Below are 26,490 nucleotides of genomic sequence, written 5' to 3' on the forward strand. Positions count from 1 at the left end.
AAGATGAGATCGGGTTGGAAGGCCCCGCTCTCGTCGGCCTAGATCAGCGGGTCGAGGATGAACTTCTTGTCCTTGACCGGTTTTTCCGGCTCCGGCGGCACGGGCTGATGGGCCTTCGAGGCATCCTTGCGCGCCTGCACGGCCGCCTCATAGGGCGTGTCGAGACCGCCCCTCCTGCCGCAGGCCGAGACGGCCGCGATCGCCACCAGCAGCGTCAGCGTCACCAAAATCCTGCTTCCGGTCATCGATCCATCCGTCCGAAACGTTTGTCAGCCGCCGCTTTTAGCCGAGTTCTCGGCGCATTGCACCCCGAGATATTGCTCGTCGCAATATCTGGCGCAACGTCCGGATATTGCTGGTCGCATGTCCGGGATATTGCTGGCGCAACATCCGGCATTACGCTTTCGCCAGTCGCTTTTTCCAGGCGCGGATCTGCTTCCTCACTTCCGACGGCGCGGTGCCGCCGAAACTGGTGCGGCTCTTGACCGAGTTCTGCACCGCCAGCACTGAGAATATGTCGGCCGTGATGCCGGGATCGATCGACTGCAAATCCTCCAGCGAAAGCTTCTCCAGCCCCACCTTCTTGTCTTCGGCCAGCGCCACCGCCCGGCCGGTGACATGATGCGCCTCTCGGAACGGCAGGCCGAGCGTGCGCACCAGCCAGTCGGCAAGGTCGGTTGCTGTCGCGTGGCCGGAGCCGGCGGCCTTCTTCATCGCGGCTGCGTTGACCGTCATGTCCGAGACCATGCCGGTCATCGCCGCCAGCATCAGGTCGAGCGTCTCGGCGGCGTCGAATACCGATTCCTTATCTTCCTGCATGTCCTTGCCATAGGTCAAAGGCATGCCCTTCATCACCGTCAGCAGGCCGACCAGATGGCCGGTGACGCGGCCGGTCTTGCCGCGCACCAGTTCGGCGGCATCGGGATTCTTCTTCTGCGGCATGATCGACGAGCCGGTGGAAAACGAGTCCGACAGCCTGACGAAGCCGAATTGCGGCGTCGACCAGATGATGATCTCTTCGGCCAGCCGCGACAGATGCGTGGCGCAGATCGCGGCCATGGCAAGGAACTCGAGCGCGAAATCGCGATCCGAGACGCTGTCGAGCGAATTGCGCATCGGCTCGCGGAAGCCGAGCCCCTTGGCGGTCCGGTGGCGGTCGATCGGGAAGCTGGTGCCGGCAAGTGCGGCGGCACCGAGCGGGCTTTCGTCCATGCGTTCGATCGCATCGCGGACACGCGACAGGTCGCGCGAAAACATCTCGACATAGGCCATGCAGTGATGGCCGAAGGTCACCGGCTGGGCCGCCTGCATATGGGTGAAGCCCGGCATCACGGTCGCCGCATGCTCCTCGGCCCGCTCCAGCAACGCCCTGATCAGCCCCTTCAACGCCTCGGCGACGCGAAAGCACTCGTCCTTGACCCAGAGCCGCAAATCGACCGCGACCTGGTCATTACGCGAGCGGGCGGTGTGCAGCCGGCCGGCGGCCGGGCCGATCAGATCGGCAAGCCGCGCCTCGATGTTCATGTGGATGTCTTCGAGCCGCGTCGAGAACTCGAAGCTGCCGGCCTCGATCTCTCTCAGGATCGTGTTCAGCCCGTCAGCGATTTTTTCTTGATCGGCCGCCGAAATAATGCCCGTTTGCGCCAGCATCTCGCTATGGGCGATCGAGCCTTTGATGTCCTGCGCATAGAGTTTGCGGTCGAAGGAGATAGACGCGTTGATCGCTTCCATGATCGCGGCCGGACCCGAGGCAAAACGTCCGCCCCACATCTGGTTGCTGGTTTTCTTGTCGCTCATGGCTATAACCCGTGCTTCGGAGCAGTTTTGAGAAAATGGCAGACGGTAGTAGATTCTTCCCGGCCCCGCGCCTGATCCTCGCCGCCTTGGTGGCGGGCGCGCTGGCGGGCGCGGTCGCGGTATATGTCAGCGAGAGCCGGTCTGGCAACAATGCACCGGCACAAGCTGCCGTGGGTGAGAGGAAGGACGACGTAGCCTGCGCGGCCAAGAGCGACCGCGCCAAGAAGGTCGCGGCTTCGGCCACCGGTGAGGTCGCGGCACTTTTGCCCGCCGATCCGCCACAATCCCTGAAGAGCCTTGCCTTCAACGGCCCGGACGGCAAGCCGATGACGCTTGCCGATCATGCCGGCAAGACGGTGCTGCTCAATCTGTGGGCGACATGGTGCGCGCCGTGCCGTGCCGAAATGCCGGCGCTCGATGCGCTGCAGAAGGAAAAGGGCAGCGACGCCTTTCAAGTGATCGCCGTCAATGTCGATGCCGGCGACGATGTGAAGCCGAAGAAGTTCCTCAGCGATACCGGCGTCGCGACGCTTGGCTATTACCGGGATTCGACGATGGCGCTGTTCAACGACCTCAAGAAGCGCGGCCTGGCGCTAGGCCTTCCTGTCACCATGCTGGTCGACGGCGAGGGCTGCCTGATCGCCCATATGAACGGCCCGGCCGAATGGTCGGGGCCGGACGCCAGGCGGCTGGTCGAGACGGCACTCAAGCCCGAGAGCCTCTAGTCTAGCGTGTGGCTAGCGCAGGTGCCGGTGCGAAGGCCAGAACGCTTCTGTCGCGCAAGGTAGCGGGTTTGCTGCCGACAGCGGGTGCGACGACACCGGTCAGCTCGCCGAATTCTTCGATGAGAGCTGGCCTGCCGATATAATAGCCCTGGCCGATCTCGCAGGCTTCGGCGTCCAGGAATTTCAGTTCGCCGAGCGTCTCGACCCCCTCCGCCAGAACCGGCAGGCCGAGACCACGTCCAAGTCCCAGGACGGCGCGCACGATCGCCGCGACCTGGCCGTTCTTGTCGACCGACTTGATGAAGGAGCCATCGATCTTGATCTTGTCGAAGGGGAAGGCGCGGAGGTTGGAGAGCGAGGAATAGCCGGTTCCAAAATCGTCCATGGCCACGCGCACGCCCAGCGCCTTGACCTGCCGCAAGGTGGCCAGCGCCCGCGGCATGTCCTTGACAAGCGCCGTCTCGGTGATCTCAAGCTCGAGCCTGCCGGGCGCCAGGCCGGAATTCAGCAATGTTTCGTGGACCTTGCGGCTGAAATTCGTGTTGTGGAGCTGCACCGCCGAAACGTTGACGGCCACTGTCAGCGGATTTTCCCAGCGGGCGGCTTCCTCGCAGGCAGCCGTCAGCACCCATTCGCCAATCTGGCCAATGGCGCCGCTGTCTTCGGCCACCGGGATGAATATGGCCGGCGACACGTCGCCGCGCGTCGGATGCCGCCAGCGGACCAACGCTTCGAAGCCGACCATCTTTCCGCTGCTGATCTCTTTCTGCGGCTGGTAGACGAGATAGAACTCCTGGCGTGCGACCGCCTGGCGCAGTTCGTGCTCCATGACGCGCTTGTCGCGGGCCTCGGCCCCCATCGATGCTTCGAAATAACGGTAAGTGTCCTTGCCTTCGGTCTTGGCCCGGTAGAGTGCCGTATCGGCGTGGCTTATCAGGCTGGCCTGGTTTTCGGCATCCGACGGATACAGCGCAATGCCGATGCTTGCCGACACAAGGCCGCCGCCGACCGAGAGCCGGTTTTCCTCGCGCATGGCGGTCAGCACGGCGTTGGCGATACGGCCCGCCTCCAACGGGTCGGCCAGGTTCGGCGCGATGATGGCGAACTCATCGCCGCCCAGCCGCGCCACCATCTGCCCTGGACGAAGGATACCGGTCGCGCACTGCGCAACCTTCTGCAGCATGGCGTCGCCTGCGCCGTGCCCATACAGGTCGTTGACCTCCTTGAACCGATCGAGATCAAGCAGCAGAAGCGCAAGCTGGCCGCCTTTCCTGGTCCGGACCATCGCAGCGATTTCCGTCTCCAGCCGGCCGGAAAAGCTGCGGCGATTGGCCAGTCCGGTCAAGGGATCGAAACGGGCAAGCCGCAGGATCTCCTGTTCCGCCTTCTTGCGCTCGCGAATGTCGCGGACCGCGACCACGTTGTGCGGTTTGCCACAGTAGTCGATGCTCCTGGCGATCAGCTCGACAGGAATGCTCGTGCCATCGCGACCGCTCAATTCGGCCTCCTGCGGCTGTTCGCCGAAGCCCGACACATCGGATCCGAAGAGATCGCCAAGCTGCATTCCGTTCAGGGTCGCTGTTGCTATGCCCGTCAGTGCCGCAATGCTGTCATTGGCACTGATGATGCGGTTGCCGTCGCAGACGATCAGCCCCTCCACGGCGGCATTGGCCAGGCCGTGCATGCGGTCGACCTCGAGCTTCTGGCGACGGAAGCGCAAATCGATCCACAGCGCCGATGCCGACAGAACCAGGATCACCAGTGTGGCGGCGGCGGCGGCGAAAGCCTGCGAGGTCGGCTCGATCGTGTATTCGGATATGACGATCGAGGGATCGGGGAAGATCGAGACGGCACCCATACCGATGAAATGCAGGATGCAGATCGCCAGCGTCAGCAGCACCGCGCCGCCGGATGTCGCCTTCAAGGAGGGGCGGCGCTGCACGACACGCAGCGCCAGCGCCGCGAGCGTTACGCCGGCCAGCAGGGAAACGGCGACAAGCAAGAGGTTCCACTCGATACGGCCCTGAACCTCGAACGCCGCCATGCCGATGTAGTGCATGGCTGCGATACCGCCGCCCAGCACGGCGCCGCCGACGAGATGATAGTCGAACTCATCCCGCAAGGTGGCGATCCACATGCCGGCTGCCGTCAAAGTGACCGAAGCAGCGAGCGAAAGCACGGAGAGTGCCGGATCATAAGCACTGGGTATGCCCGGTGTGAATGCGAGCATGGCGATGAAGTGCGTTGCCCAGATGCCAAAGCCGGTCGAAGTGGCCGCGATCATCAGCCAGGCAAGCCGGTTCCGATCTGTGGAACGGCTTATGTGCTGAAGCAGGTTGACAGCAGAGAAGCAGGAAATTCCGCAGATCAGCGCGGCGAGTGCGACCAGTCTCAGATCATGTTCGTTGACGATACAATTGTAGACCGTCAGCATTTATTTCACCTGAGCTTTGGAAATAAACAGGGCAGCAGGATTGAGTAGCGCGTTGCCGTTGAGGGATCGATAAAGTCGGCTGCAACCTTGGCGTGTCTCTTCGGGTTGCTGCGGCTGCAATCAGGGCTGACACGCCGAAAGCCAGCTTGACGGTCCCGACGGTGGTTCCTGGCGCGCTTGTCGTCGCGCTAAGCCGGCTAACCGCATCGCTCTCCATGCCTCCAAGCGGAGGCGAGCGTTGCGTCAGGTAAAGGGTGAAGTTCGTCGATCTGCAACAAAACCGTTGTCTGATTGTCATGAGCGACACATATTGCCTTCGCGGGAGTGCCCCCTTTCGCCAATGACAAACGGGAGATGAAACATGAAGTCCTTCGGCTTCGCGGCCGGTGTTGCCGCTACCTTTATGACGCTTTCCTCAACCTCCGCTTTTGCCGTCACGCAGATCAGTTGGTGGCACGCCATGACTGGCGCCAATGCCGAAGTCGTCGACAAGATCTCCAAAGATTTCAATGCCAGCCAGAGCGACTATGAGCTCGTTCCGGTGTTCAAAGGCACGTATCCCGAGACGCTGAATGCCGGCATTGCCGCCTACCGCGCGGGCCAGGCGCCAGACATCATCCAGGTGTTCGACGTCGGCACCGGCGTGATGATGGCGGCCGAAGGTGCCATCAAGCCCGCAGCCGATGTGTTGACCAGCGCTGGAATGACCTTCGACAAGAGCCAGTATCTGCCAGGCATAGTCGGCTATTATTCGAAGCCGGACGGCACCATGCTCTCCTTCCCCTACAACTCCTCCTCGCCGATCCTTTATTACAACAAGGATATCTTCAAGAAGGCTGGTCTCGACGTCGATAGCCCACCCAAGACCTGGAATGAAGTGTGGGAAGACGCCAAGAAGATCAAGGCGAGCGGCGCGGCCGCCTGCGGCTACACCTCGACCTGGCTGACCTGGATACATCTGGAGAATTTCGCGGCCTGGAATGACGTGTCATGGGCCACCCAGCAGAACGGTCTGGCCGGCGGCGATGTCGAGCTCAAGATCAACGCGCCGATTTTCGTCAACCATTTCCAGGCGCTGGCGGACCTCGCCAAGGACGGCACCTTCAAATATGGCGGCCGCACCTCCGAAGCCAAGCAGATCTTCCTTGCGGGCGAATGCGGGATCATGACCGAATCGTCCGGCGGACTTGGCGATATCGTCAAGTCCGGCATGAATTACGGCATTGGCCAATTGCCGTATGACAGCGACGCCAAGGGTGCGCCGCAGAACACGACGCCGGGTGGCGCCAGCTTGTGGGTTTTCGCGGACAAATCCGATGAGGAATACAAGGGCGTCGCGGCCTTCTTCGCCTACCTGTCGAAGACCGAGGTGCAAGAATACCTGCACCAGAAGTCGGGTTATCTGCCGGTAACGCTGGCGGCTTATGAAGCGACCAAGAAGTCCGGTTTCTATGACAAGAATGTCGGCCGCGAGACCCCGATCCTGCAGATGACGGGTAAGACGCCGACCGACAATTCCAAGGGCGTACGTCTGCCGAATCTGCCGCAGGTGCGCGATATCCAGAACGAGGAGTTCGAGAAGATGCTCGCCGGCCAGCAGACCGCGCAGCAGGCGCTCGACAATGCGGTTACGCGTGGCAATGCCGCGATCAAGGAAGCGCTGGGGAATTAGAGCGAGCGCAGGTCCTTGCTCTACGGCGCACCCATCTGTCCCGCCGGGCATCTCCCCTCGTGAGGGGAGTTTTGCCGTGCCTTGCGATTTCGCCAATGGTCGATGATGCCCAGTCCGAAACGCTCATCAAAGCCATCTTGGCGGAGAGGGGTGCCGCATGGTGCCCCCCGCCTCATCACCTCGGAGTGGCTCCGTGACCCCTCGCGTCGTGTTCCCCAACAAGGTCCTTCCCTACCTGCTTGTGGCGCCGCAACTGGCCATCACGCTCGTTTTTTTCTACTGGCCGGCCGGTCAGGCGTTCTACCAATCCATGCTCAGGCAGGATCCGTTCGGGCTGAGGACCAAGTTCGTCTGGTTCGCCAATTTCAGGAAAGTGCTTGCCGATCCGGCCTACCTGAACTCGATCAAGGTCACGGTGGTGTTTTCCCTTGCGACCGCTATCGTCGCCATGTGCGTGGCGCTCCTGCTTGCGGTCATGGCAGAGAAGGTGGTGCGCGGCAAAGGTCTCTACCGCACGCTCTTGATCTGGCCCTACGCGGTGGCGCCGGCGATTGCCGGTATGCTGTGGCTGTTCCTCTTCAACCCTTCGATCGGGTCGCTGGCCTACATGCTGAGGAGTTTCGGCATCGCCTGGGATCCACTGCTCAATGGCACCCACGCCATGATCCTGCTGGTGTCCGCCGCTGCCTGGAAGCAGATAAGCTACAATTTCCTGTTCTTCGTCGCCGGCCTGCAGGCGGTGCCGAAAGCCTTGATCGAGGCGGCGGCCATGGACGGCGCCGGCGAGACCAAGCGATTCTGGACCATCATCTTCCCGCTGCTTGCGCCGACGACCTTCTTCCTGCTGGTCGTCAACACCGTCTATGCCCTGTTCGACACGTTCGGCATCGTCCATGCCGTCACCGGGGGCGGTCCGGGCAAGACGACTGAGACGCTGGTCTACAAGGTCTACAATGACGGCTTCGTCAATCTGATCCTCGGTGACTCGGCGGCGCAGTCGGTTATCTTGATGGTCATCGTCATCTCGCTCACCGCCATCCAGTTCCGCTATGTGGAACGCAAAGTCCATTACGGCTGAGGGCGAGCGATGATCGGCCAGTCACCGCTCCGCACCGTCATCGCCCACGCCATGCTGATCCTCGGCATATTGATCGTCGCCTTCCCGATCTACTACACATTCGTTGCCTCGACGCAGACGCTGCAAACGATCCTCAGGCCGCCATTGCCGCTCCTGCCCGGCGATCAGTTCTGGAACAATTACAGCGAGGCATTGTTCGGCGGTGTCGGCCGCATCGGCGGCGTCAGCGTCGGCAGGCTGCTGCTCAACACGACGATCATGGCGCTCGGCATCGCGGTGGGAAAGATATTCATCTCGATCCTGTCTGCCTATGCGATCGTGTTCTTCCGCTTTCCGCTGCGCATGACCTTCTTCTGGCTGATCTTCATCACCCTGATGCTCCCCGTCGAGGTGCGCATCCTGCCAACCTACAAGGTGATGGTCGATCTCGGCATGATCGACACTTATGCGGGCCTGATCATCCCGCTGATCGCCTCGGCCACCGCCACGCTGCTGTTCCGCCAGTTCTTCATGACGATTCCTGGCGAATTGGTTGAGGCGGCGCGGGTCGATGGTGCGGGGCCGTGGCGCTTCTTCTTCGATATCCTGTTGCCGCTGTCGCGGACAAATATCGCGGCGCTGTTCGTCATCCTCTTTATTTATGGCTGGACACAGTATCTGTGGCCGTTGCTCGTCACCAACAGCAGCAACATGAACACGATCGTCATCGCGCTCAGAAAGATGGTCTCCTTCGCCGATGCCGATACGCAATGGCACCTGGTCATGGTTACAGCGATGCTGGCCATCGTGCCGCCGATCCTGGTCGTGGTGCTGATGCAACGCTGGTTCGTTCGCGGCCTGGTCGATTCCGAAAAGTGAGAAGCTGATGGCGACCGTCGATCTGAAGGATGTGAAGAAGGTCTACCCCAGCGGTTTCGAGGCCGTGAAGGGCGTTTCAATCGCGGTTCCCGACAAGGAGCTTTGCGTGCTGGTCGGCCCGTCGGGTTGCGGCAAGTCCACGCTGCTCAGAATGATCGCCGGGCTTGAAACCATCTCCTCGGGAACAGTTGCGATCGACGGCAAGATCGTAAACTCAACCGGTCCGACCGAGCGTGACATCGCCATGGTGTTCCAGAACTACGCGCTCTATCCGCATATGAAAGTCTACGACAATATGGCCTATGGGCTGCGCAACCGCGGCACGCCGAAAGATGAGATCGACAGCCGGGTCCGCGCGACGGCGAAAATACTGGAACTTTCGGCGCTGCTCGACCGCCGCCCGCGCGAGCTTTCCGGCGGCCAGCGCCAGCGTGTCGCCATGGGTCGTGCCATCGTGCGCAATCCGAGGGTTTTCCTGTTCGACGAGCCGCTTTCCAATCTCGATGCCAAATTGCGTGGCCAGATGCGCGTCGAGATAAAGAACCTGCAGCGCTCGCTTGGCGTCACGTCGGTCTATGTCACGCATGACCAGCTCGAGGCGATGACGTTGGCCGACATCCTCGTCGTCATGAATGCCGGACTGGTCGAGCAAATGGGGGCGCCGCTCGACGTCTACGAAAGGCCGGCCTCGACCTTCGTCGCTTCCTTCATTGGCGCGCCGCCGATGAATCTCCTGCCCCTTTCGCAAGGGCCGGCTGGTCCGGCGCTGGCTGATGGCAAGACGATTGAATTTGCGCCTGCGAACGCCGTCACGCTCGGCTTCCGCCCCGAGGATGCCGACGTCACCTTCGGAGCCGAGGCACCGTCCGGCGCGCTCATTCTGCCGGCGCTGGTCGAGGCAGTCGAACCGGTAGGCGCCGAAAGTTTCCTTCACTGTGCTGCAGGTGGCAGCAGGATCGTCGTGCGGGTCGCGGGTCGCGCCACCGCCACGGTTGGCAACCAATTGCGCGTGGTTGCCAAGGCAGAAAAGCTGCACTGGTTCGATCAGGCCGGAAAGCGCGTCGGCTAATCAGAAAGATATGCCTACGCTCCACCCACGCGGCGTTCAGGCGAAGACATGCGCCTTTCCCGATACAGTCAGCCGGACGATCTCGCCGACCGCCGGCGCGTCCATGCCCGGTTTGCGCAGGACCAGCGGCGTGTTGCCGATCGCTGCCGCATCGGGCGGATCGGCATTGTTCAAGAGCCGCACCGCGACCGTGCACATCGAGCCGGCGAATTCGGATTCCGTCACCTCGCCGAACAGCATGTCCGAGGTGCCGGACATACCCTCGCGCGACGTTCTCTTCAGCGCGATCTGCTCCGGGCGAAGCATGATGCGGGCGATATCGCGGCTGTCATGGGTGTCGACCGCGATGCGGCCGAGCGGCGAGTTGGCGAAGCCATTTGATATCTTGGCCGGCAGGATGATGGCGTCGCCGAGGAATTCGGCGATCATCCTGTCCTTCGGCTTGAGATAGAGCTCGCGCGGCGTGCCGATTTGCGAGAACTTGCCGTCGCGCATCACCGCGACCTGGCTGGCGAAGGACAGCGCTTCGGCCTGGTCGTGCGTCACCAGGATGGTGGTGATGCCGGCGGCCTCCAGAAGTTCGGCCACCGCCTTGCGCATCGAGGCGCGCAGGCCGGTATCGAGCGCCGAGAACGGCTCGTCGAGAAGCATCAGCCTGGGCTTCATCGCCATGGCCCGGGCCAGCGCCACACGCTGCTGCTGGCCGCCGGAAAGCTCGTGCGGGCGGCGTTTGAGGATCGCCTTGTCGAGCCCGACGATATAGGCGAGCTCGACGATGCGCTCAGCGCGCTTGTCCTCGCCGCGGCCCATGCCGAAACCGATATTGTCGCCAATGGTCAGATGCGGAAACAGGGCACCATCCTGCGCCACCACACCGATGCCTCGGCGATATGCCGGCACCGCAGCGCCGCCGTTGGCCAATATGGCACCGTCGAGCGTGATGTGGCCCTGGTCCGGAGCCTCGAAGCCGGCAATCAGCCGCAGCAGGGTCGTCTTTCCGCAACCGGAAGGACCGACGATCGCCGTGCGGCTGCCGCTGGCGACGCTCAGGTCGACGCCGGCAAGGGCCGCCACGGGACCGTATTGCTTGTGCAGGCCGCTGATTTCGAGAAAGCTCATCGTCCGGCCATCCGTTTCGACTGGACATAGAGCAGCCAGGTCAAGGGCAGCGACATCGCCACCATGATGAAGGCGTAGGGTGCCGCCGAGGCATAATCAATCTCGCCACTGTAGGACCAGAAAGCCATCGCCAGCGTGCGGGTGCCGTTCGGTGCCAGCATCTGGGTGGCGGTCAGTTCGTTCATGATGCCGAGCGCCACCAGGGCCATGCCGGCCGCGGCACCCGGCGCCGACAGGCGGATCGTCGTCGACCACAGCGCCTGCAGCGGCGGCCGGCCGAGGCTGGAAGCGGCGCGTTCGAGCTCGACCGGCGCCTGCGCGATCGATGCCCGCAGGCTGACCAGGGCGCGCGGCAGGAACATCAGCGCATAGGCAACCAGGATGGTGAACAAGGTCTGGTAGAGCGGCAGCGCGATGCGTACGGTGATGGTGACCAGCGCCAGTGCGATGACGACCCCGGGCAGCGAGCCGACGATGTAGTTGCAGCCCTCCAGAAGACGCTGCAATGGCCCCGGCGCGCGGATCGAGATCCAGGCCATCGGCATGGCGGCGACGGTGGCGAGCAACGCGCCGGCGAGCGCCAGGAACAGCGTCTGGCCAAGCGCCAGGCCGATCTCGTCCAAGCGCCAGACAGCGGCGCCGCCGGCGGCAAGCCAGCCGCCAATGGTGACGAACGGCACGCCGAGCGCCAAAAGCGTGATGACGACAAGCAAGAGCAGGCTAGGCAGGGTGGCGCGTCCGAGGCTTGTGCGTTGCTGATGGCGCGCCGCGCCGGAGCCGACACGGGCATAGCGCTCCTCGCCGCGCACCAGCACTTCGAGGCCGAGCAGCACGAAGCAGCAGCTGACCAGCACGCCGGCCAGCATGTTGGCGGCCGGTCCATTGAAGGTCGACTGGAACTGGTCGACGATCGCCGTGGTGAAGGTGTCGAAGCGGATGAAGACATAGAGGCCGTACTCGGCCAGCAGATGCAGGCCGACCAGCAGCGAGCCGCCGCAGATGGCGAGCCGCAATTGCGGCAGCACGACCCGACAGAACACGCGCCGGGGCCCAAGGCCGAGTGCGGCGGCGGCGTCTTCCAGGGCGGGATCGAGACGGCGCAACGCCGCCGACACCGGCAGATACAGGAACGGGAAATAGGCAATCACGGAAACCAGCACGCCGGCCCACAGGCCGTGCAGTCCCGGCACCATGGTGACCCAGGCATAGCTGTGCACAAAAGCCGGGATGGCGAGCGGCGCCACGCACAGCCAGGCCCAGAGCCGGGCGCCCGGCAGGTCGCTGCGCTCGGTCAACCAGGCCAGCGAAACCGACAGCACGATGGTGATCGGCACCGAGAGCGCGACCAGCAGGACAGTGTTGACCAGAAGCTCGCCGACACGCGGCCGGAAGACCAGTGCCGAGACTGTTTCCCAGCCGGTCTGCACCGCGATCCAGATGATGAAGGCAAGCGGCACCAGCGCCAGCAGCGCAACGAAGATGGCGGCGAGGACCAGCCAAAGCGGTGCGCGTCGCCGAGCCCTTCGGCCTGTGCCCGAAGGCAGGCCCGAATGCGCGAGATCGACCGCGGACTGCATCAGGTCAGACGCCGTGCCGTTGCCGTCCAGCGGCAGCAATTGAAGGACCGCGATCGCGGTCGGGAACACAGCGTGTCGTCATCGACGAATGCCATCTCGAAAAACAAAATCACTCCCGCGGAAGGCGAATTCCCGCGGGAGCGTGGTCGGGTGTCCTTTTAGGACGAATGGCAACTAAAGCAAGCCGGCTGCCGTCATCAGATCGGTGACCTTCTTGGAGTTCAGCGTCGTGGCATCGACCTTCGGCGCCTGCAGATCGGCGAGCGGCACCAGCTTCGGGTTGGAGTCCGCACCCTTGCCGACCGCGTACTCGAAGGAATCGCCGGTTTTCAGCACGTCCTGACCGCCTTTGCCTGTCAGCCATTTCAGGAACGCCTGGGCTTCCTTCGGATGCTTGCTCGAAGCCAGCACACCGCCGCCGGAGATCGAGACGAAGGCGCCCGGATCCTGGTTCTTGAAATAGTGCAGCGCGACATTCTTGCTGTTTTCGCCGGTCTTGGCCTGATCGCCGAAATAGTAATAGTGATAGATCACGCCGCCTTCGATCTCGCCGGCATTGACCGCCTTCATCACCGTGCTGTTGCCCTTGTAGGCGGTGAAATTGGTTTTCATCGCTTTCAGCCAGTCGGCGGTAGCGGCTTCACCTTTGAGCTGGAGCAGGGCGCTGACGATGGCCTGGAAATCGGCGCCCGAGGGGGAGGCGGCCCAACGGCCTTTCCAGCTCGGATCGGCGAGGTCCAGCATCGACTTGGGCAACTGGTCGGCAGTCAGCTTGGTCTTGTTATAGGCAAAGACCGTGCTGCGCGCGGCAACGCCGACCCATTTGCCGCTGGCCGGCTGATAGTCCTGGGGAACCTGCGCCAGCGTGTCCGCGTCGACCGGCGCGAACAGGCCGGCGCTTTCGACCAGCGCCATGGCCGGTGAGTTTTCGGTCAGGAAGACGTCTGCGGGCGAAGCAGCGCCCTCGGCGACGATCTGGTTGGAGAAATCGCTGTCGCCGCCATTGCGCACGGTGACCTTGATGCCTGTTTCCTTGGTGAAGCCTTCGGCCCACGCCTTGGTCAGGCTTTCGTGCTGGGCGTTGTAGACAATGATGCCATCCTCTTCCGCCTTTGCCGGACCGGCGATGAGGCTGATTGCCAGCGCGGCGGCGCCGGCGAGGGTGGAAAGAGCGTATTTCATGGCATTGTCCTCGATTTCGGGGGTCCTAGGTCTGTCACGGCTGCACCTATCGATACCTGACAGCTATAGTCAACATTGTTGATGTGCTTCAATCGGTCGCTGACGTGCAAAGGCCGGTGCCGAACGGACAATTCCGCGTGATGCTCACGGTTCGGCGATGCCGCAAACTTTCGTGATTTGCCGACAGTTTGGCTTGGACATTATTTCGCCGGCCACGTAACAAATCAGCGCCGAGACGCGAAAATCGGGGAGTGAACTCTTGTGAGCGGCAAGGACGAGGCCGAACTTTCCCGGCTGATGCGGGCCGCGATCGCGGGAGATGAAAGGGCTTACGCCGACTTTCTGCACCGGATTGCCGCGCTGGTTCGCGGTTTTGCCAGGCGCAAGATCGTGCAGGGCGGGGTCGATCCCGAGGATGTCGTGCAGGAAACCTTGCTGGCCATTCATGTGAAACGACATACCTGGCGTCAGGATGCGCCGGTGTTGCCGTGGGTCTATGCGATTGCCCGCTTCAAGCTGATCGATGCGTTCAGGCGGCGCGGACGGCGCATCGAGATCGACGTCGACGATATCGCCGAGACGTTCGCCGAGCCGGAAACCGAGACCGTCAGCGAGCGCGACATCAACCGTGCATTGGACGGTCTGTCGCCGGCTCAGCGCTCCGTGGTCTCGGCCGTGTCGGTGGAAGGGCGGTCCATCGGCGAGACGGCGGCAAAGTTCGGCATCAGTGAGACGGCGGTGCGGGTGTCGCTGCATCGCGGACTTGCCGCGATAGCCAAGCGATTCGGGCAGGGGCGGTTCGGGCGGGAATGACATGAGAACGGACGATCTCATCAAGGCGCTGGACGCCGATGCAACCAGCAAGGCGATGCCGCTGCAATCGGCCTGGTGGCTGGCCGCCGGTGCGGCAGCGGTGATCGCGGCCGTCGTTTTCCTGCTGACCATCGGCCCACGTCCGGATTTCATGGCGGCCGCGCACACGATGCGCTTCCTTTCCAAATTCGTCTTCACCATCGTGCTTGCCGTCAGCGCCTTCGCCCTGATCCGTGCCTTGTCGACGCCGGGTGCATCAACGGGCCGGGCGATGGTTGGGATGGCTGCGGCGCCAGTGCTGGTAGCCGTGGCGGTGGTTCTGGAGCTTTTCATGGTGCCGGAGGCGCTGTGGGGAACCAAAATGGTCGGCTCCAACATGATGATCTGCATGGCTTTCATCCCGCTGATCGGCCTCGGTCCGCTTGCCATCTTCCTGTGGATGCTGCGCTACGGGGCGCCGACACGGCCGGTGCTTGCCGGTGCGGTGGCAGGCCTGCTCGCCGGCGGGCTGGCGGCAACCTTCTATGCCGCCCACTGCTTCGACGATTCGCCGCTTTTCGTCGCCACCTGGTACACGATAGCCATTGCAGCGCTCGCATTGCTTGGCGCGCTCGGCGGACGGTTTTTCGTGCGCTGGTAGCGTTGCGCCACGCTCGCCCGCTCGCGCATACCGATCCTTAATCATGCCGGCAATTGTTTGCCGGTTAGCGATGGCACCGGAATGCCTGACGCAACCTTTCCTTAAAATCGATCCGCCAAGGTTGAGGCGAGAACATGCGTTTGCGCACGGGGGTGGCACGTATCGTGATGTGGCGAGGATTGACCAGCCGAGAATCTCTTGGGCGTGCAGGGCTGGCGTTGCTCGTCGCCGGCCTGGGCGTGCTGGCGGCCTCGATCCTGCTGTCGCACCTGGACCTGGGCACCGAAGCCTTGAAACTCTGCCTGCAGATCGCGATGGCAGTGGCGGCGGGCGCGCTGTTCCTCGCCGCCCTGTCCACCCGCAGGATCAGCATGGATCGCCAACAGATCGCCGAGAGCGAGCTGCGCTTCCGCCGCGCCATGGAGGATTCAGCGATCGGTATCGTCGTTGTCGGTCTCGATGGGCGCATCCGCCAGACCAATCCGGCCTTCGCGGCCATGCTTGGCTACACAAGCGAAGAGATCGAGGCGCTGACTTTCTTCCAGATCACGCATCCCGACGACCAGCAGATCGGGCGGAAGACGATGGACGATCTGAAGGCGGGCACGGTCAATTCCTTCCATTTCGAGAAGCGCTATCTCCGCAAGGACGGAACGCCTGTCTGGGCCCATCTTGCCGGTTCGGTCATTCGCGATGAGACCAGCGGCCGCCCGCTCTATCTCGTCTCGCAAATCGAAAACATCGACGCTCGCAAGCAGGCCGAGGCGCGCATTGCCGAAGCGGAAACGCGTTGGAATTTCGCGCTCGCCGGCGCCGGCCAGGGCGTCTGGGACCTCGACATGCGCAAGGGCGGCACGACCTATTCCTCGACCTGGGTCAAGATGCTGGGCTATGCGGATGGCGAGCTCGATGGCGACACCGACCGCTGGCTGACGATGATCCATCCTGATGATCGCGAGACTGTCGCCGAAGCGGATCGCGCTCATCTCGAGGGCAAGACACCGTTCTTTGAGGCCGAGTTCAGGATGCGCCACAAGGATGGCCACTGGGTGTGGATCCTCGACCGCGGCAAGGCCATCGAACGTGATGAGGATGGACGGCTGATCAGGGCCATCGGCAGCTTGACCGACATCACCCGCCGCAAGGAGGCCGAAGAGCGCCTCACCGTGTCGGCGGCAATGCTTGCCGATGAAAAGGAGCGGCTGAGGGTGACGCTGCAATCGATCGGCGATGCCGTCATCTGCACCGATGCCGCAAACCGGATCACCTTCATGAACCCGGTCGCCGAAAAGCTGACCGGGATTGCCGGCGGCGAGGCTCTCGGCAAGATGCTTGGCCATGTCTACTGGGCGGTCGACGAGGAGACGGGGCACAGGATCGGCGTGACCCGGCCCGCGGTTGGCGTTCATGCGCCCGCCGACCAGAACAGCCGCGCCGTCCTCATCCGGCGCGATGACACGCGCTGCAGCATTCGCCAGGTGGTGTCGCCGATCGTCAACGACCGCAACGAATTCTGCGGGCTGGTCATCGTCTTCCAGGACTTTACCGATGCGCGCGCGCTGCAGCGCCAGCTCGCCCACGCCGCGGCACACGATGCGCTGACCGGCCTTGCCAACCGCTCCAGCTTCATCCGCGCCATGGAGGACCTCGTCGGCCAGGCGCGCAAGGACGGCACCGCCGACACGACAAGGTCGGTCGGCGACACGACACGGTCGGTCGGAGGCGCCGGACATCAGTTCATGTTCATCGACCTCGACCACTTCAAACTGGTCAACGACACGGGTGGCCACGCGGCGGGAGACGCGCTGCTGAAGCGGGTCGCCGTGGCTATTCGCAGCGTGCTTGGTCCAGACGACATCGTCGCTCGCCTCGGCGGCGACGAATTCGCGGTCGTTTTGAAATCGGGTTCGGCAGCCGGCGCCAAGATCGCGGCGCGCTCCATCATCGATGCGATCGGCGGGCTAGACTTCACCTGGGACGGCCGTCCTCACGTGATCGGCGCCAGCATCGGGTTGGCTGCGATCAATGCCAATTGTGGCGAGGTCGACGAGATCATCGCCAGGGCCGATGCGGCTTGCTATGCCGCCAAGGCGGCGGGCCGTGGCTGTGTCTCCGTGGCGCCCGACGCACAGATCGTGGATGGCCGGACAGAGCCACTGGCGGTGGCCTCCTGATAGACCCGTCGCCGTTGAACCGAAAGGCTTGTCCCTGATTTGCGCCGACGATCCGCTCAGCGCGTCGGGACGGGATGCTCGCCGCGATAGTCGTAGAAGCCGCGCCCGGTCTTGCGGCCGAGCCAGCCGGCCTCGACATATTTCACCAGTAGCGGGCAAGGGCGGTACTTGGAGTCCGACAGGCCGTCATGCAGCACCTGCATGATCGACAGGCAGGTATCGAGCCCGATGAAGTCAGCCAGCTGCAGCGGCCCCATCGGATGGTTGGCGCCGAGCCGCATGGCGGTGTCGATGGCGTCGACCGAGCCGACACCCTCATAGAGCGTGTAGATCGCCTCGTTGATCATCGGCAGCAGGATGCGGTTGACGATGAAGGCAGGAAAATCCTCCGAGACCGTGATCGTCTTGTCGAGCTGCTTCACATAGGTCTTGGCTGCCTCGAAGGTCTGGTCCTCGGTGGCGATGCCGCGCACCAGTTCGACCAGCTTCATCAGCGGTACCGGGTTCATGAAATGTATGCCGATGAACCGCTCGGGCCGGTCGGTCTGCGCGGCAAGCCGCGTGATCGAGATCGACGAGGTGTTGGTCGCCAGGATGGCTTCGGGATTGAGCTGCGGACAAAGCTGGGCGTAGATCTTGCGCTTGACCGTCTCGTCCTCGGTCGCCGCCTCGATCACCAGGTCAGCACCCGCAAGATCGGCCATCGCGGGCGCGGCCGAAATGCGGCCCATCGCATCGTTGCGCACCTTCTCGTCGAGCTTGCCGGACCCCACCTGGCGGGCCATGTTGCCGCTGATCGTGGCGATGCCCTTCTCGATGCGGTCGGGCGAGATATCGTAGATCAATACCTTGTAGCCTGAAAGCGCGGAGACATGGGCGATGCCGCCACCCATCTGGCCCGCGCCGATGATGCCGATCGTCTCGATCTTGCTCATTACACCGATCCCGTCCTGAACCCTTCCGCTTGAACTGCGAAAGCGCTCCACCTTTTATTTTACCGCAATCCCGGACGCAAAACCGCTGCGCACTTTGCTGGATTGCTTTCAGCCTTTGCGGCCTGCTTTTTGTGCGGTGCAAACTAAAAGGGCGGGGCGACTTCGTCTACCCCACCCTCACCATTTAATACGCTTTGGCAGAAAGCGTCAAAGCGCCTTTTGCAGTTCCGGCAGGATGACGAACAGGTCCCCGACGAGGCCGTAGTCGGCAACCTGGAAAATCGGCGCCTCCTCGTCCTTGTTGATGGCGACGATGACCTTGGAATCCTTCATGCCGGCAAGGTGCTGGATGGCGCCGGAGATGCCGACCGCGATGTAGAGATCGGGGGCAACCACCTTGCCGGTCTGGCCGACCTGCCAATCGTTCGGCGCATAGCCGGCATCGACGGCGGCGCGGGAAGCGCCGACCGCGGCGCCGAGCTTGTCGGCAACCGGCAGGATGACCTCCTGGAATTTCTCCGAGGAGCCCAGCGCGCGGCCGCCCGAGATGATGATCTTGGCCGAGGTCAACTCCGGACGGTCGGTCTCGGAAAGCTTGTTCTCGATGAAGGTGGAGAGGCCCGGATTGGCCGCGACCTTGACGGTCTCGACGGCTGCCGAGCCGCCCTCGGGGGCTGCCTGGAAGGAGGCGGTGCGCACGGTGATCACCTTCTTGGCGTCGCTCGACTGCACCGTCTGGATGGCGTTGCCGGCATAGATCGGCCGCTTGAAGGTGTCGGGCGATACGACTTCGATGATCTCGGACACCTGCGCGACATCGAGGAGCGCAGCCACGCGCGGCGCGACATTCTTGCCCGACGAGGTCGCCGGCGCGATGATGGTGTCGTAGGCGCCCGCCAGCGACACAATGAGCGCTGCCGTCGGTTCGGCCAGACGCTCGGCAAGCTCGTCGGCCTCGGCCAACAGCACCTTGCTCACGCCCTTCAGCTTGGCGGCAGCGTCGGCTGCCGGCTTGGCGCCCTTGCCGGCAACCAGCACATGCACGTCCGAGCCGATCTGCAGCGCGGCCGACAGCGCCTTGGCGGTCTGGTCGGAAAGGGTTGCGTTGTCGTGTTCTGCAATCAGAAGAATAGCCATTGATGATATTCCTGACTTTCGTCTTCGCGGCTCCCTGAAATCCGGTCAGGCCGAGTCGAAAACGGTTGGTTTCGAGAACCGGAGCGGAGCGTACTTCTGTACGTGAGCACCGGAAGCGGAGAAGCCAGCCGTTTGCAGGCCGGCCTCATCGGATTTCCTTACAGCACGCCGGCTTCGTTCTTCAGCTTGTCGACCAGCTCAGCGACGCTCTTGACCTTGACGCCTGCCTTGCGGCCGCTCGGCTCTTCGGTCTTGATGACCTTCAGCCGCGGCTTGACGTCGGCGCCGTAGTCGGCCGGGCTCTTCTCGTCGAGCTGCTTCTTCTTGGCCTTCATGATGTTGGGCAGCGAGGCATAGCGCGGCTGGTTGAGGCGAAGGTCGGCGGTGACGATCACCGGCATCTTCAGTTCCACCGTCTGCAGGCCGCCATCGACTTCGCGCGTCACCTTGGCCTTGTCGCCGTCGAGCACGATCTTGGAGGCGAAGGTTCCCTGCGCCCAGCCCAACAGTGCCGCCAGCATCTGGCCGGTCTGGTTGGAATCGTCGTCGATCGCCTGCTTGCCGAGGATGACGAGGCCGGGCTGCTCGGCGTCGACGACGCCCTTCAGCACCTTGGCGACGCCGAGCGGCTCGGTCTGTTCGTCGGTCTTGACCAGGATGGCGCGGTCAGCGCCCATGGCGAGCGCCGTGCGCAGGGTTTCCTGCGCCTGCTGCGGGCCGATCGAGACGACGATGATTTCTTCCGCCTTGCCAGCTTCCTTCAGCCGGATCGCTTCTTCAACCGCGATCTCGTCGAACGGGTTCATCGCCATCTTGACGTTGGCGAGCTCCACCGCCGAACCATCAGCCTTCACGCGAACCTTGACGTTCGCATCCACAACCCGCTTCACGGGCACAAGGATCTTCATTTGCCTGTCACCTCTTCACGCTAATTGGGCGCGCTATAACAGCCTGCGCCCGTTCTGAGTTGTCGAAAGCCGACATTCCAGGTGGAAATTCTGGCCGGATGGAAATTCTGGTCTTTGCCCGCCTTAGGTTGCGGCGGAGACGTTTCCGTAGTTGCGGCAACCCTGCACGTCAATACGCTGCAAGTGGCTCAAATCGGTTCAGTCCGAACTGGAAGCGTTTCCGCGTCCCCAGCGCGGTGTCGCGGCGGGTTGATCGGGGATCAGCGGTTCCGTGGCAACCGGCGGCTGGTCGGGAGCGGCGGGCGCGACGTCGTCGTCGGCGCCGGCAAACAGCGGCACGCCGCGGCTACGCAAGACAAGCACCAGAACGGCGCCGGCGATGATGCCGCCGATATGGCAGGCCCAGGAGATCTGATCCTCGCCGCCGGCGGCAAACATCACCACCTGGAAAAGGACCCACAGGATGAGCGGGATGAAGGCCGGAATGCGCAGCGGGATGCGGGCGAAGGCCAACACCCAGACCTTCACCCTGGGATAAAGGATCAGATAGGCGACGACCACGCCGGCGATGGCGCCCGAGGCACCGATCAGCGGCACCTGCGAGTCCCAGGCGACGAGGCCCTGGAAGGCGGCGCCGGCGATCGCGCACAACAGGTAGAAGATGAGGTAGCGGATGTGACCGAGCGCGTCCTCGACATTGTCGCCGAACACCCACAGGAACAGCATGTTGCCGCCGAGGTGGAAGATGTCGGCATGCAGGAAGGAATAGGTGAGGTAGCTCAGGCTTTCGGGGATGACGATAAAACGGGGATCGAGCTCTGCGGTGTCATGGACGACCGACGGGATGAAGCCGAGACCAAGCACGGCGGCATTGGAGAAACTCTCGCCGCCGAGCGCGGTGACGAGGTAGACCAGGGCGTTGGCCACGATCAGCCCGATGGTCACATATTGCAGGCGGATGTGGCGCAGCCTGTTGGTGTCGTAAAGCGGGATGAACATGCCCCAGGCCCTCTTCCGCTTTCGACAATCAGCGGTTCTTGCCGGGAACCCATAGCACGTCGGCGTTTCCGTTGTCATTGACCGCCCGGGCGGCGACAAACAGGAAATCCGAGACGCGGTTGATGTATTTCAGACCGTCACGGTTGACGTGCTCGTTCGGGTCCTGGGCCAGGGCGACCATCAGCCTTTCGGCTCGCCTTGCCACGGTGCGGGCAAGGTGAAGTGCCGCCGCCGCCGCTGTGCCGCCATTGAGCACGAAGGATTTGAGCGGCTGAAGCTCCTTGTTGAGAAGGTCGATGTCCTTTTCGACCCGGTCGGTCTGCACGGCGACGATGCGAAGCGGCTCATAGCCGAGCGGCTTGCCGTCGTCGGGTACGGCGAGATCGGCGCCGAGATCGAACAGATCGTTCTGGATGCGGGACAGCATGGCGTCGATCGCGGGATGGGCCGCGGCCGTGTGGACCCTGGCGATGCCGATGCAGGCATTGGCCTCGTCGACCGTGCCGTAGGCCTCTACCCGCAGATCGGATTTCAGCCGCCTCTCGCCGGTGCCGAGACCTGTGGTGCCATCATCGCCGGTGCGGGTGTAGATCTTGTTGAGCTTGACCATTTCGCCTCCCCGGCCGCCGGCATCCTCACTTGCGGGTGAAATACACCGCCAGCAGGATCAGCACCAGCGCCACGGCCTGCAGCATGACTCGTGCCTGCATCAGCTTGTTCGAGGTGACGCCGGAGCCGCCGCGCATCATGTTGATGAGGCCGCGAACAAGCACGACCGCAACGGCGACCATGACCAGAATGGCGAGAATGTTGAAGACGGTTGCCATTGCTTCGTTCCAGTTGGTTGGCGTTCAGGCGCGTTTGGCCATCAGGCGGTAAAGCATCGATGCCGGCAGGATGCGTCTGAGCACCGCGCCGATCCTGGCGGGCACTGTTACCACATAGTGCGGGCGTGGGCGCCGCGACAGAAGTGCATGGCGCAGCGCCGCATGAACCACTTCCGGCCCTGGCTTCAAGGCCGATTGGCTGCCGCCGGCCCGCAGTCGTTCGAGTTGCGCCGCATAGTCCACGCGGTGCACGGAATTCTCGTGGTCGATGTTGCTGAGAAACCAAATGAGGCCATTGCTGGCGATCTTCGACTTCACCGGCCCCGGCTCGATCAGCGAGACGTGGACGCCGCTGCCCGCCAGTTCCTGGCGCTGGCAGAGCATCAAGGCCTCCAGTGCGTGCTTCGACGCCGAATAGGCGCCGCGAAAGCGCACCGGCACGAGGCCAAGGATCGACGAACAGTGGACGATGCGGCCCTGACCCTGGCGGCGCATCACCGGCACCAGCCGGCGGGTCAAATCATGCCAGCCGAAGAAATTCGCCTCGAATTGCTGCTTGAGCGCGGCAACGGGCAGATCCTCGACGGCGCCCGGCTGCGCATACGCGCCGTTGTTGAACAGGGCGTCGAGCCGGCCGCCGGTGCGGTCGAGCACCGCCGTCACCAGCGCGGCGATGGAGTCCGGCTCGCAATAATCGAGATAGAAGGCCTCGATGCCATCGGCTTCGAGCGCGGCGATGTCCTGCGGCTTGCGCGCCGTTGCGAACACCCGCCAGCCCTCCGCCTTCAACGCGCGGGCGCAGTACGCGCCTATTCCCGAAGACGCACCGGTGATGATAATCGAGCGCAACTTCTGCGCCGGACTGTTCGTGGTTTCGCCAAGGGTTGCCATTTGCCGCAATCCCTTCCCATATTCCCGGCGTGGAGACAATTGGAGGGCGCGGTTCTTGTTGCGGAAGATCGTAGCCCTCAAGCGGGTCCTCTACGACGCACTTGGCCATTTCAACACCGATGACGGCTGGGCGATGGCCAGCCATCTGGCGATCACCTCGCTGATGGCGCTGTTCCCGTTCCTGATCTTCGCGACGACGCTGGCGAGCTTCCTCGGCGCGCAGGCGTTCTCCGACACGGCCGTGCATCTGGTCTTCGACACCTGGCCCGAACAGATCGCCAAGCCGATCGCGCGCGAAGTGCTCAATGTGCTGACCGTCAGGCGCACCGACCTTTTGACCTATGGTGTGGTGCTTGCGGCCTATTTTGCCTCGAACGGCATCGAGGCGCTGCGCACGTCGCTCAACCGCGCCTACCGCGTCTCGGAAACGCGCGGCATCATCTACCGCCGGGTGCAGAGCATCATCTTCGTTCTCATCGCCACGGCCGGTTTCCTGGCGATCAGCGTGCTCCTGGTGTTCGCGCCGCTGCTGGCGCGGCTCGCGGAAGCCCATATCGACTGGATCAAGCCCTATATGGGCACCATTACGCTATGGCGTTACGTCATCGCTTCGGCGGTCATTGTCGGCGGATTGTTTGCCGTCCATTTCTGGCTGCCGGCGGGCAAGCGCCGCTTCGTGTCGCTGGTGCCGGGCATCGTCTTCACGCTGGCGGCATGGCTTATCGGTTCGACCATCTTCGCCACCTATCTCGACCACTTCTCGTCCTATGTGACGACCTATGCCGGCCTGGCCTCGATCATGATCGCCGTGGTCTTCCTCTACATGGTGTCTGCGATCTTCATCCTCGGCGGCGAGCTCAATGCCGCGATCAGCCGCTACCTGGAGGCGCGTGCGCGGGTGGGATGACAGGTCGAATTGAGGAATTGAAGAATTGGAGAAAAAGGGGGCCATATCCGGCGCTGTCTGTGCTTCTTCCTCAATTCCTCAATTCCTCAATTCCTCAATTCCTCAATTCCACAGTTCTTCCCTTGGCCTGCCGCGCCGTTGCCAGGCCGACGCCGAATGTCGTGATCGCCATGCCGGAAATCTGAAGTGCGTTGAGCTGCTCGTCGAACAGGGCCCAGGCGATGATCGCCGTCACCGCCGGCACCAGGTAGAACAGCGAGGCCACCTTCGACATCTCGCCGTCGCGGATCATCACCATCAGCAGGAAGATGGCGCCGAGCGACAGCACCAGCACCAGCCAGGCCATGGCGAAGATCAGTTCGCCATTGATGACGACCGTGTGGGTTTCGAAGGCGAGGGAGGCGACGAGCATCAGCGAGCCACCGCCGACATATTGCCACATGGTCGCCGCGACGAGGTCGCCGCCGGAGGCAAAGCGCTTCTGCCAGATGGTGCCGGCGCTCATGCCGAGCACCGAAACCAGCGAGGCGGTCAATGTCGCCGCGGTCACGCCGCCGCCGAGCGCGCCGAGCTTCGGCCACAGCACGATGACGATACCGATGAGGCCGATGCCAAGGCCAAGCCAGTGACGCGGCAGGATCGCCTCGCCGAGGAATTTGCCGGCCAGCACCGCCGTGATCAGCGGCTGCAGGCCGACGATGAGGGCCGAAAAGCCGGCCGGCATGCCCCTGTGGATGGCCCAGAACACAGCGCCGAGATAGACGCCATGCATCAGGATGCCCGCGCCGGTGGCATGCAGCGCCTCCTCGCGGGTGGCTTTTTTCGAACCCAATACAAGCATCAGGACGGCCAGCAGGATGGCGGCGATGACGAACCGCGCGGCGAGGAAGGTGAACGGCTCCGCCCATGGCATGGCGTAGCGCGCGCCAATGAAGCCGGTCGCCCACAGAACGACGAAGGTGGCGGGAATGAACCGCTTGATGCTGTGCATGTTCCGGAGTCCGCCGCACTGGAGAGAATTGCCGTGGCGATGCTCTAATCCCGTTCACCCCGGCGCGCAAAGCGAAACGGTTGATCCATAGATCACCGGAATTCAACGCCGGCCCATCTGGGGGTGGCTTCTTGGTCTCACCGGGCTCAAAGCCCGACCATTCGCCTGATGTCGTCAGGCGATGCGCCGGCATGGCGCAAGGCGGCAAGGCCGGTATCGCCCAGGCTCTTCGACAGCTTTCGTCCGTCGGGCCCGAGGATGAGGCGATGATGGAAATAGGCCGGTTGCGGCAGTCCCAGGAGTTGCTGCAGCAGGCGCTGCACGCCGGTGGCGGAAAACAGATCTCGTCCGCGCACGACGTGGCTGACGCCTTGCAGGGCATCGTCCATGACGACGGCGAGGTGGTAGCTGGTCGGGATATCGCGGCGCGCCACGATCACGTCGCCCCAGTCCTGCGGACGGGCTTCGATCGAGCGTGTCGCGGAAAGCGTCTCGTCGGCGAATTCGGTCCAAGACAGGTCCTTGCCGACACGCGCCAAGGCGGCATCGACATCCAGCCGCCAGGCGAAGGGCGCATTCCCGGCGATCCGCCGCTGGCGTTCCTTGACTGGCAGCGCCTTGTCAGCGGCGGGGTAGAGCGGCACGCCATCGGGATCGCGCGGCCAGTCGCGCCCACGCTTTTCACTGTCGGTGATGAAGGCGCGGATCTCGCCACGGCTCATGAAGGCGGGATAGACGAGTTCCTCCCGGACCAGCCGCTCGAGCACCGCCTGGTATTCGGCGAAATGCTCGGATTGGCGGCGCACCGGCTCTTCCCAGCCAAGCCCCAGCCATTTCAGGTCGGCAAGCACGCCGGCCTCGAATTGCGGCGTGCAGCGCGTCGTGTCGATATCCTCGATGCGCAGCAGCAGGCGGCCGTCCGCCCGTGCCGCCAGCTTCTGGTTGAGCAGCGCCGAATAGGCGTGGCCGAGATGCAGGTCGCCATTGGGGCTGGGCGCGAAGCGGAATGTCAGGAGTGTCATCTCTGCGGCGGCAATCGGGTTGTGCGGCGGTTTTGCCAATTGCTACCGTGCTGCCGGTTCAGGAACAAGAAAGCATGCAGCGTATCGCGACATCAGACGACATTGCCCGGGGGCTCGATGCGCTTTGCGTGATCGACCCGCGCCTGGAAAAGGTGCGCGGCATGGCCGGCGAAGTGCCGCTGCGGCTGTCCGAACCGGGGTTTCGAAGCCTGGCGTCGATCGTCGTCTCGCAGCAAGTGTCCCGCGCCAGCGCCGATGCGATCTTCGGCCGGCTGACCAAGCTCGTCGATCCGCTGACGCCGCAGGCGATCCTGGCCGCCGGCGAGGACATGTTTCGCGAGGCCGGCCTGTCGCGGCCGAAGCAGCGCGGCCTGATCGCAATTGCCCAGGCCGTGGTCGACGGCCTCGACCTGCATCACCTCTGTTCGCTCGATGCCGAGGAGGCGATCACGACGATGACGGCGGTGTCCGGCATCGGCCCGTGGACTGCGGAAGTGTACCTGTTGTTTGCTGCCGGGCACCCCGACATTTTCCCCGCGCGTGATGTCGCGCTGCAGAGCGCGGTCGGCCACGCGCTCGGCATCGAGCCGCGTCCGCCTGAGAAAACGCTGATCGCATTGGCCGAATCATGGAGCCCGTGGCGAGGTGTCGCATCGCGGCTTTTCTGGTCCTATTATCGTGAAACCAGAGGGCGGGACGCCGCGCCGCCGGCCTGAATCCGCGAAAAATCATAAA

The 26,490-nt window shown here is 63.3% G+C and carries 25 protein-coding genes; 10 read left to right on the forward strand and 15 right to left on the reverse strand.

Annotated elements, in window-relative coordinates:
* Positions 1-38: 38 nt before the first annotated feature.
* Positions 39-245, reverse strand: coding sequence for a lipoprotein (locus MESCI_RS07770; protein ID WP_013529409.1), 207 nt, complete (start codon positions 243-245; stop codon positions 39-41).
* A 151-nt stretch (positions 246-396) separates the two neighbouring features.
* A complete protein-coding gene (gene argH, locus MESCI_RS07775) occupies positions 397-1,797 on the reverse strand; it encodes an argininosuccinate lyase (protein ID WP_013529410.1) in 1,401 nt (466 codons plus the stop codon).
* Positions 1,798-1,832: 35 nt separating this feature from the next.
* On the opposite strand from argH, the gene tlpA reads away from it, so the two are divergent.
* Positions 1,833-2,522 (forward strand): thiol:disulfide interchange protein TlpA, encoded by a 690-nt coding sequence (gene tlpA, locus MESCI_RS07780; protein WP_013529411.1) that lies wholly within the window; start codon positions 1,833-1,835, stop codon positions 2,520-2,522.
* Position 2,523: 1 nt separating this feature from the next.
* Here the strand turns inward: tlpA and MESCI_RS07785 are convergent, their stop codons facing one another.
* Complete coding sequence (locus MESCI_RS07785; RefSeq protein WP_013529412.1) at positions 2,524-4,956, reverse strand: sensor domain-containing diguanylate cyclase; 2,433 nt, start codon at positions 4,954-4,956, stop codon at positions 2,524-2,526.
* A gap of 361 nt (positions 4,957-5,317) precedes the next feature.
* Between MESCI_RS07785 and ugpB the strand changes: the two genes are divergently transcribed.
* The 4 genes from ugpB to MESCI_RS07805 all read left to right on the forward strand — a co-directional run bounded on the left by ugpB (position 5,318) and on the right by MESCI_RS07805 (position 9,633).
* A complete protein-coding gene (gene ugpB, locus MESCI_RS07790; protein WP_013529413.1) occupies positions 5,318-6,628 on the forward strand; it encodes a sn-glycerol-3-phosphate ABC transporter substrate-binding protein UgpB in 1,311 nt (436 codons plus the stop codon).
* A gap of 157 nt (positions 6,629-6,785) precedes the next feature.
* Positions 6,786-7,706, forward strand: coding sequence for a sn-glycerol-3-phosphate ABC transporter permease UgpA (ugpA, locus tag MESCI_RS07795; RefSeq protein ID WP_013529414.1), 921 nt, complete (start codon positions 6,786-6,788; stop codon positions 7,704-7,706).
* A gap of 9 nt (positions 7,707-7,715) precedes the next feature.
* A complete protein-coding gene (gene ugpE, locus MESCI_RS07800; RefSeq protein WP_013529415.1) occupies positions 7,716-8,564 on the forward strand; it encodes a sn-glycerol-3-phosphate ABC transporter permease UgpE in 849 nt (282 codons plus the stop codon).
* A 7-nt stretch (positions 8,565-8,571) separates the two neighbouring features.
* On the forward strand, positions 8,572-9,633 hold the full coding sequence (locus MESCI_RS07805) for a sn-glycerol-3-phosphate import ATP-binding protein UgpC (protein ID WP_013529416.1): 1,062 nt from the start codon (positions 8,572-8,574) through the stop codon (positions 9,631-9,633).
* A gap of 36 nt (positions 9,634-9,669) precedes the next feature.
* Here MESCI_RS07805 and MESCI_RS07810 read toward each other — a convergent pair whose 3' ends face one another.
* The 3 genes from MESCI_RS07810 to MESCI_RS07820 all read right to left on the reverse strand — a co-directional run bounded on the left by MESCI_RS07810 (position 9,670) and on the right by MESCI_RS07820 (position 13,511).
* Positions 9,670-10,752 carry an ABC transporter ATP-binding protein gene (locus MESCI_RS07810; RefSeq protein WP_013529417.1) on the reverse strand — a complete coding sequence of 361 codons (1,083 nt, stop codon included), beginning with the start codon at positions 10,750-10,752 and terminating at the stop codon, positions 9,670-9,672.
* Entirely contained in the window at positions 10,749-12,329 is a 1,581-nt protein-coding gene (locus MESCI_RS07815; RefSeq protein ID WP_164920013.1) for an ABC transporter permease, read from the reverse strand. Before MESCI_RS07815 ends, MESCI_RS07810 begins: the two co-directional genes overlap by 4 nt.
* A gap of 174 nt (positions 12,330-12,503) precedes the next feature.
* The gene (locus MESCI_RS07820) at positions 12,504-13,511 is read right to left on the reverse strand and encodes an iron ABC transporter substrate-binding protein (protein WP_013529419.1); all 1,008 of its coding nucleotides are present in this window, start codon (positions 13,509-13,511) and stop codon (positions 12,504-12,506) included.
* Between the two features lie 261 nt (positions 13,512-13,772).
* On the opposite strand from MESCI_RS07820, the gene MESCI_RS07825 reads away from it, so the two are divergent.
* From MESCI_RS07825 to MESCI_RS07835, 3 genes are all read left to right on the forward strand, one after another.
* Positions 13,773-14,324: a sigma-70 family RNA polymerase sigma factor gene (locus MESCI_RS07825; protein ID WP_013529420.1), complete on the forward strand. Its 552-nt coding sequence runs from the start codon at positions 13,773-13,775 to the stop codon at positions 14,322-14,324.
* A gap of 1 nt (position 14,325) precedes the next feature.
* The gene (locus tag MESCI_RS07830; RefSeq protein WP_013529421.1) at positions 14,326-14,964 is read left to right on the forward strand and encodes an NrsF family protein; all 639 of its coding nucleotides are present in this window, start codon (positions 14,326-14,328) and stop codon (positions 14,962-14,964) included.
* 134 nt (positions 14,965-15,098) lie between these two features.
* Positions 15,099-17,138: a PAS domain S-box protein gene (locus tag MESCI_RS07835; protein WP_013529422.1), complete on the forward strand. Its 2,040-nt coding sequence runs from the start codon at positions 15,099-15,101 to the stop codon at positions 17,136-17,138.
* A gap of 56 nt (positions 17,139-17,194) precedes the next feature.
* Here the strand turns inward: MESCI_RS07835 and MESCI_RS07840 are convergent, their stop codons facing one another.
* The 7 genes from MESCI_RS07840 to MESCI_RS07870 form a co-directional block, all read right to left on the reverse strand.
* Positions 17,195-18,073: a 3-hydroxybutyryl-CoA dehydrogenase gene (locus MESCI_RS07840; RefSeq protein ID WP_013529423.1), complete on the reverse strand. Its 879-nt coding sequence runs from the start codon at positions 18,071-18,073 to the stop codon at positions 17,195-17,197.
* 207 nt (positions 18,074-18,280) lie between these two features.
* Positions 18,281-19,210 (reverse strand): electron transfer flavoprotein subunit alpha/FixB family protein, encoded by a 930-nt coding sequence (locus MESCI_RS07845; protein WP_013529424.1) that lies wholly within the window; start codon positions 19,208-19,210, stop codon positions 18,281-18,283.
* 158 nt (positions 19,211-19,368) lie between these two features.
* Positions 19,369-20,118, reverse strand: a complete 750-nt coding sequence (locus MESCI_RS07850) for an electron transfer flavoprotein subunit beta/FixA family protein (protein ID WP_013529425.1) — start codon at positions 20,116-20,118, stop codon at positions 19,369-19,371.
* A gap of 198 nt (positions 20,119-20,316) precedes the next feature.
* Positions 20,317-21,117, reverse strand: a complete 801-nt coding sequence (locus MESCI_RS07855; RefSeq protein ID WP_013529426.1) for a rhomboid family intramembrane serine protease — start codon at positions 21,115-21,117, stop codon at positions 20,317-20,319.
* A gap of 28 nt (positions 21,118-21,145) precedes the next feature.
* Positions 21,146-21,727, reverse strand: coding sequence for a cob(I)yrinic acid a,c-diamide adenosyltransferase (locus MESCI_RS07860; RefSeq protein ID WP_013529427.1), 582 nt, complete (start codon positions 21,725-21,727; stop codon positions 21,146-21,148).
* A gap of 25 nt (positions 21,728-21,752) precedes the next feature.
* Positions 21,753-21,944 carry a twin transmembrane helix small protein gene (locus MESCI_RS07865; RefSeq protein ID WP_013529428.1) on the reverse strand — a complete coding sequence of 64 codons (192 nt, stop codon included), beginning with the start codon at positions 21,942-21,944 and terminating at the stop codon, positions 21,753-21,755.
* A 24-nt stretch (positions 21,945-21,968) separates the two neighbouring features.
* Complete coding sequence (locus tag MESCI_RS07870) at positions 21,969-22,835, reverse strand: SDR family oxidoreductase (protein ID WP_013529429.1); 867 nt, start codon at positions 22,833-22,835, stop codon at positions 21,969-21,971.
* Between the two features lie 55 nt (positions 22,836-22,890).
* Here MESCI_RS07870 and MESCI_RS07875 point away from each other — a divergent pair, with 55 nt between their 5' ends.
* Positions 22,891-23,742, forward strand: a complete 852-nt coding sequence (locus tag MESCI_RS07875) for a YihY/virulence factor BrkB family protein (RefSeq protein ID WP_013529430.1) — start codon at positions 22,891-22,893, stop codon at positions 23,740-23,742.
* A gap of 94 nt (positions 23,743-23,836) precedes the next feature.
* Here MESCI_RS07875 and MESCI_RS07880 read toward each other — a convergent pair whose 3' ends face one another.
* Both MESCI_RS07880 and gluQRS read right to left on the reverse strand, forming a co-directional pair.
* Positions 23,837-24,733, reverse strand: coding sequence for a DMT family transporter (locus MESCI_RS07880; protein ID WP_013529431.1), 897 nt, complete (start codon positions 24,731-24,733; stop codon positions 23,837-23,839).
* Positions 24,734-24,879: 146 nt separating this feature from the next.
* Positions 24,880-25,755: a tRNA glutamyl-Q(34) synthetase GluQRS gene (gluQRS, locus tag MESCI_RS07885; protein WP_013529432.1), complete on the reverse strand. Its 876-nt coding sequence runs from the start codon at positions 25,753-25,755 to the stop codon at positions 24,880-24,882.
* Between the two features lie 74 nt (positions 25,756-25,829).
* Between gluQRS and MESCI_RS07890 the strand changes: the two genes are divergently transcribed.
* Positions 25,830-26,471, forward strand: coding sequence for a DNA-3-methyladenine glycosylase family protein (locus MESCI_RS07890; protein ID WP_013529433.1), 642 nt, complete (start codon positions 25,830-25,832; stop codon positions 26,469-26,471).
* Positions 26,472-26,490: the final 19 nt, after the last annotated feature.

Origin of the sequence: Mesorhizobium ciceri biovar biserrulae WSM1271 (assembly GCF_000185905.1) — a bacterium.
GTDB lineage: Bacteria > Pseudomonadota > Alphaproteobacteria > Rhizobiales > Rhizobiaceae > Mesorhizobium > Mesorhizobium ciceri.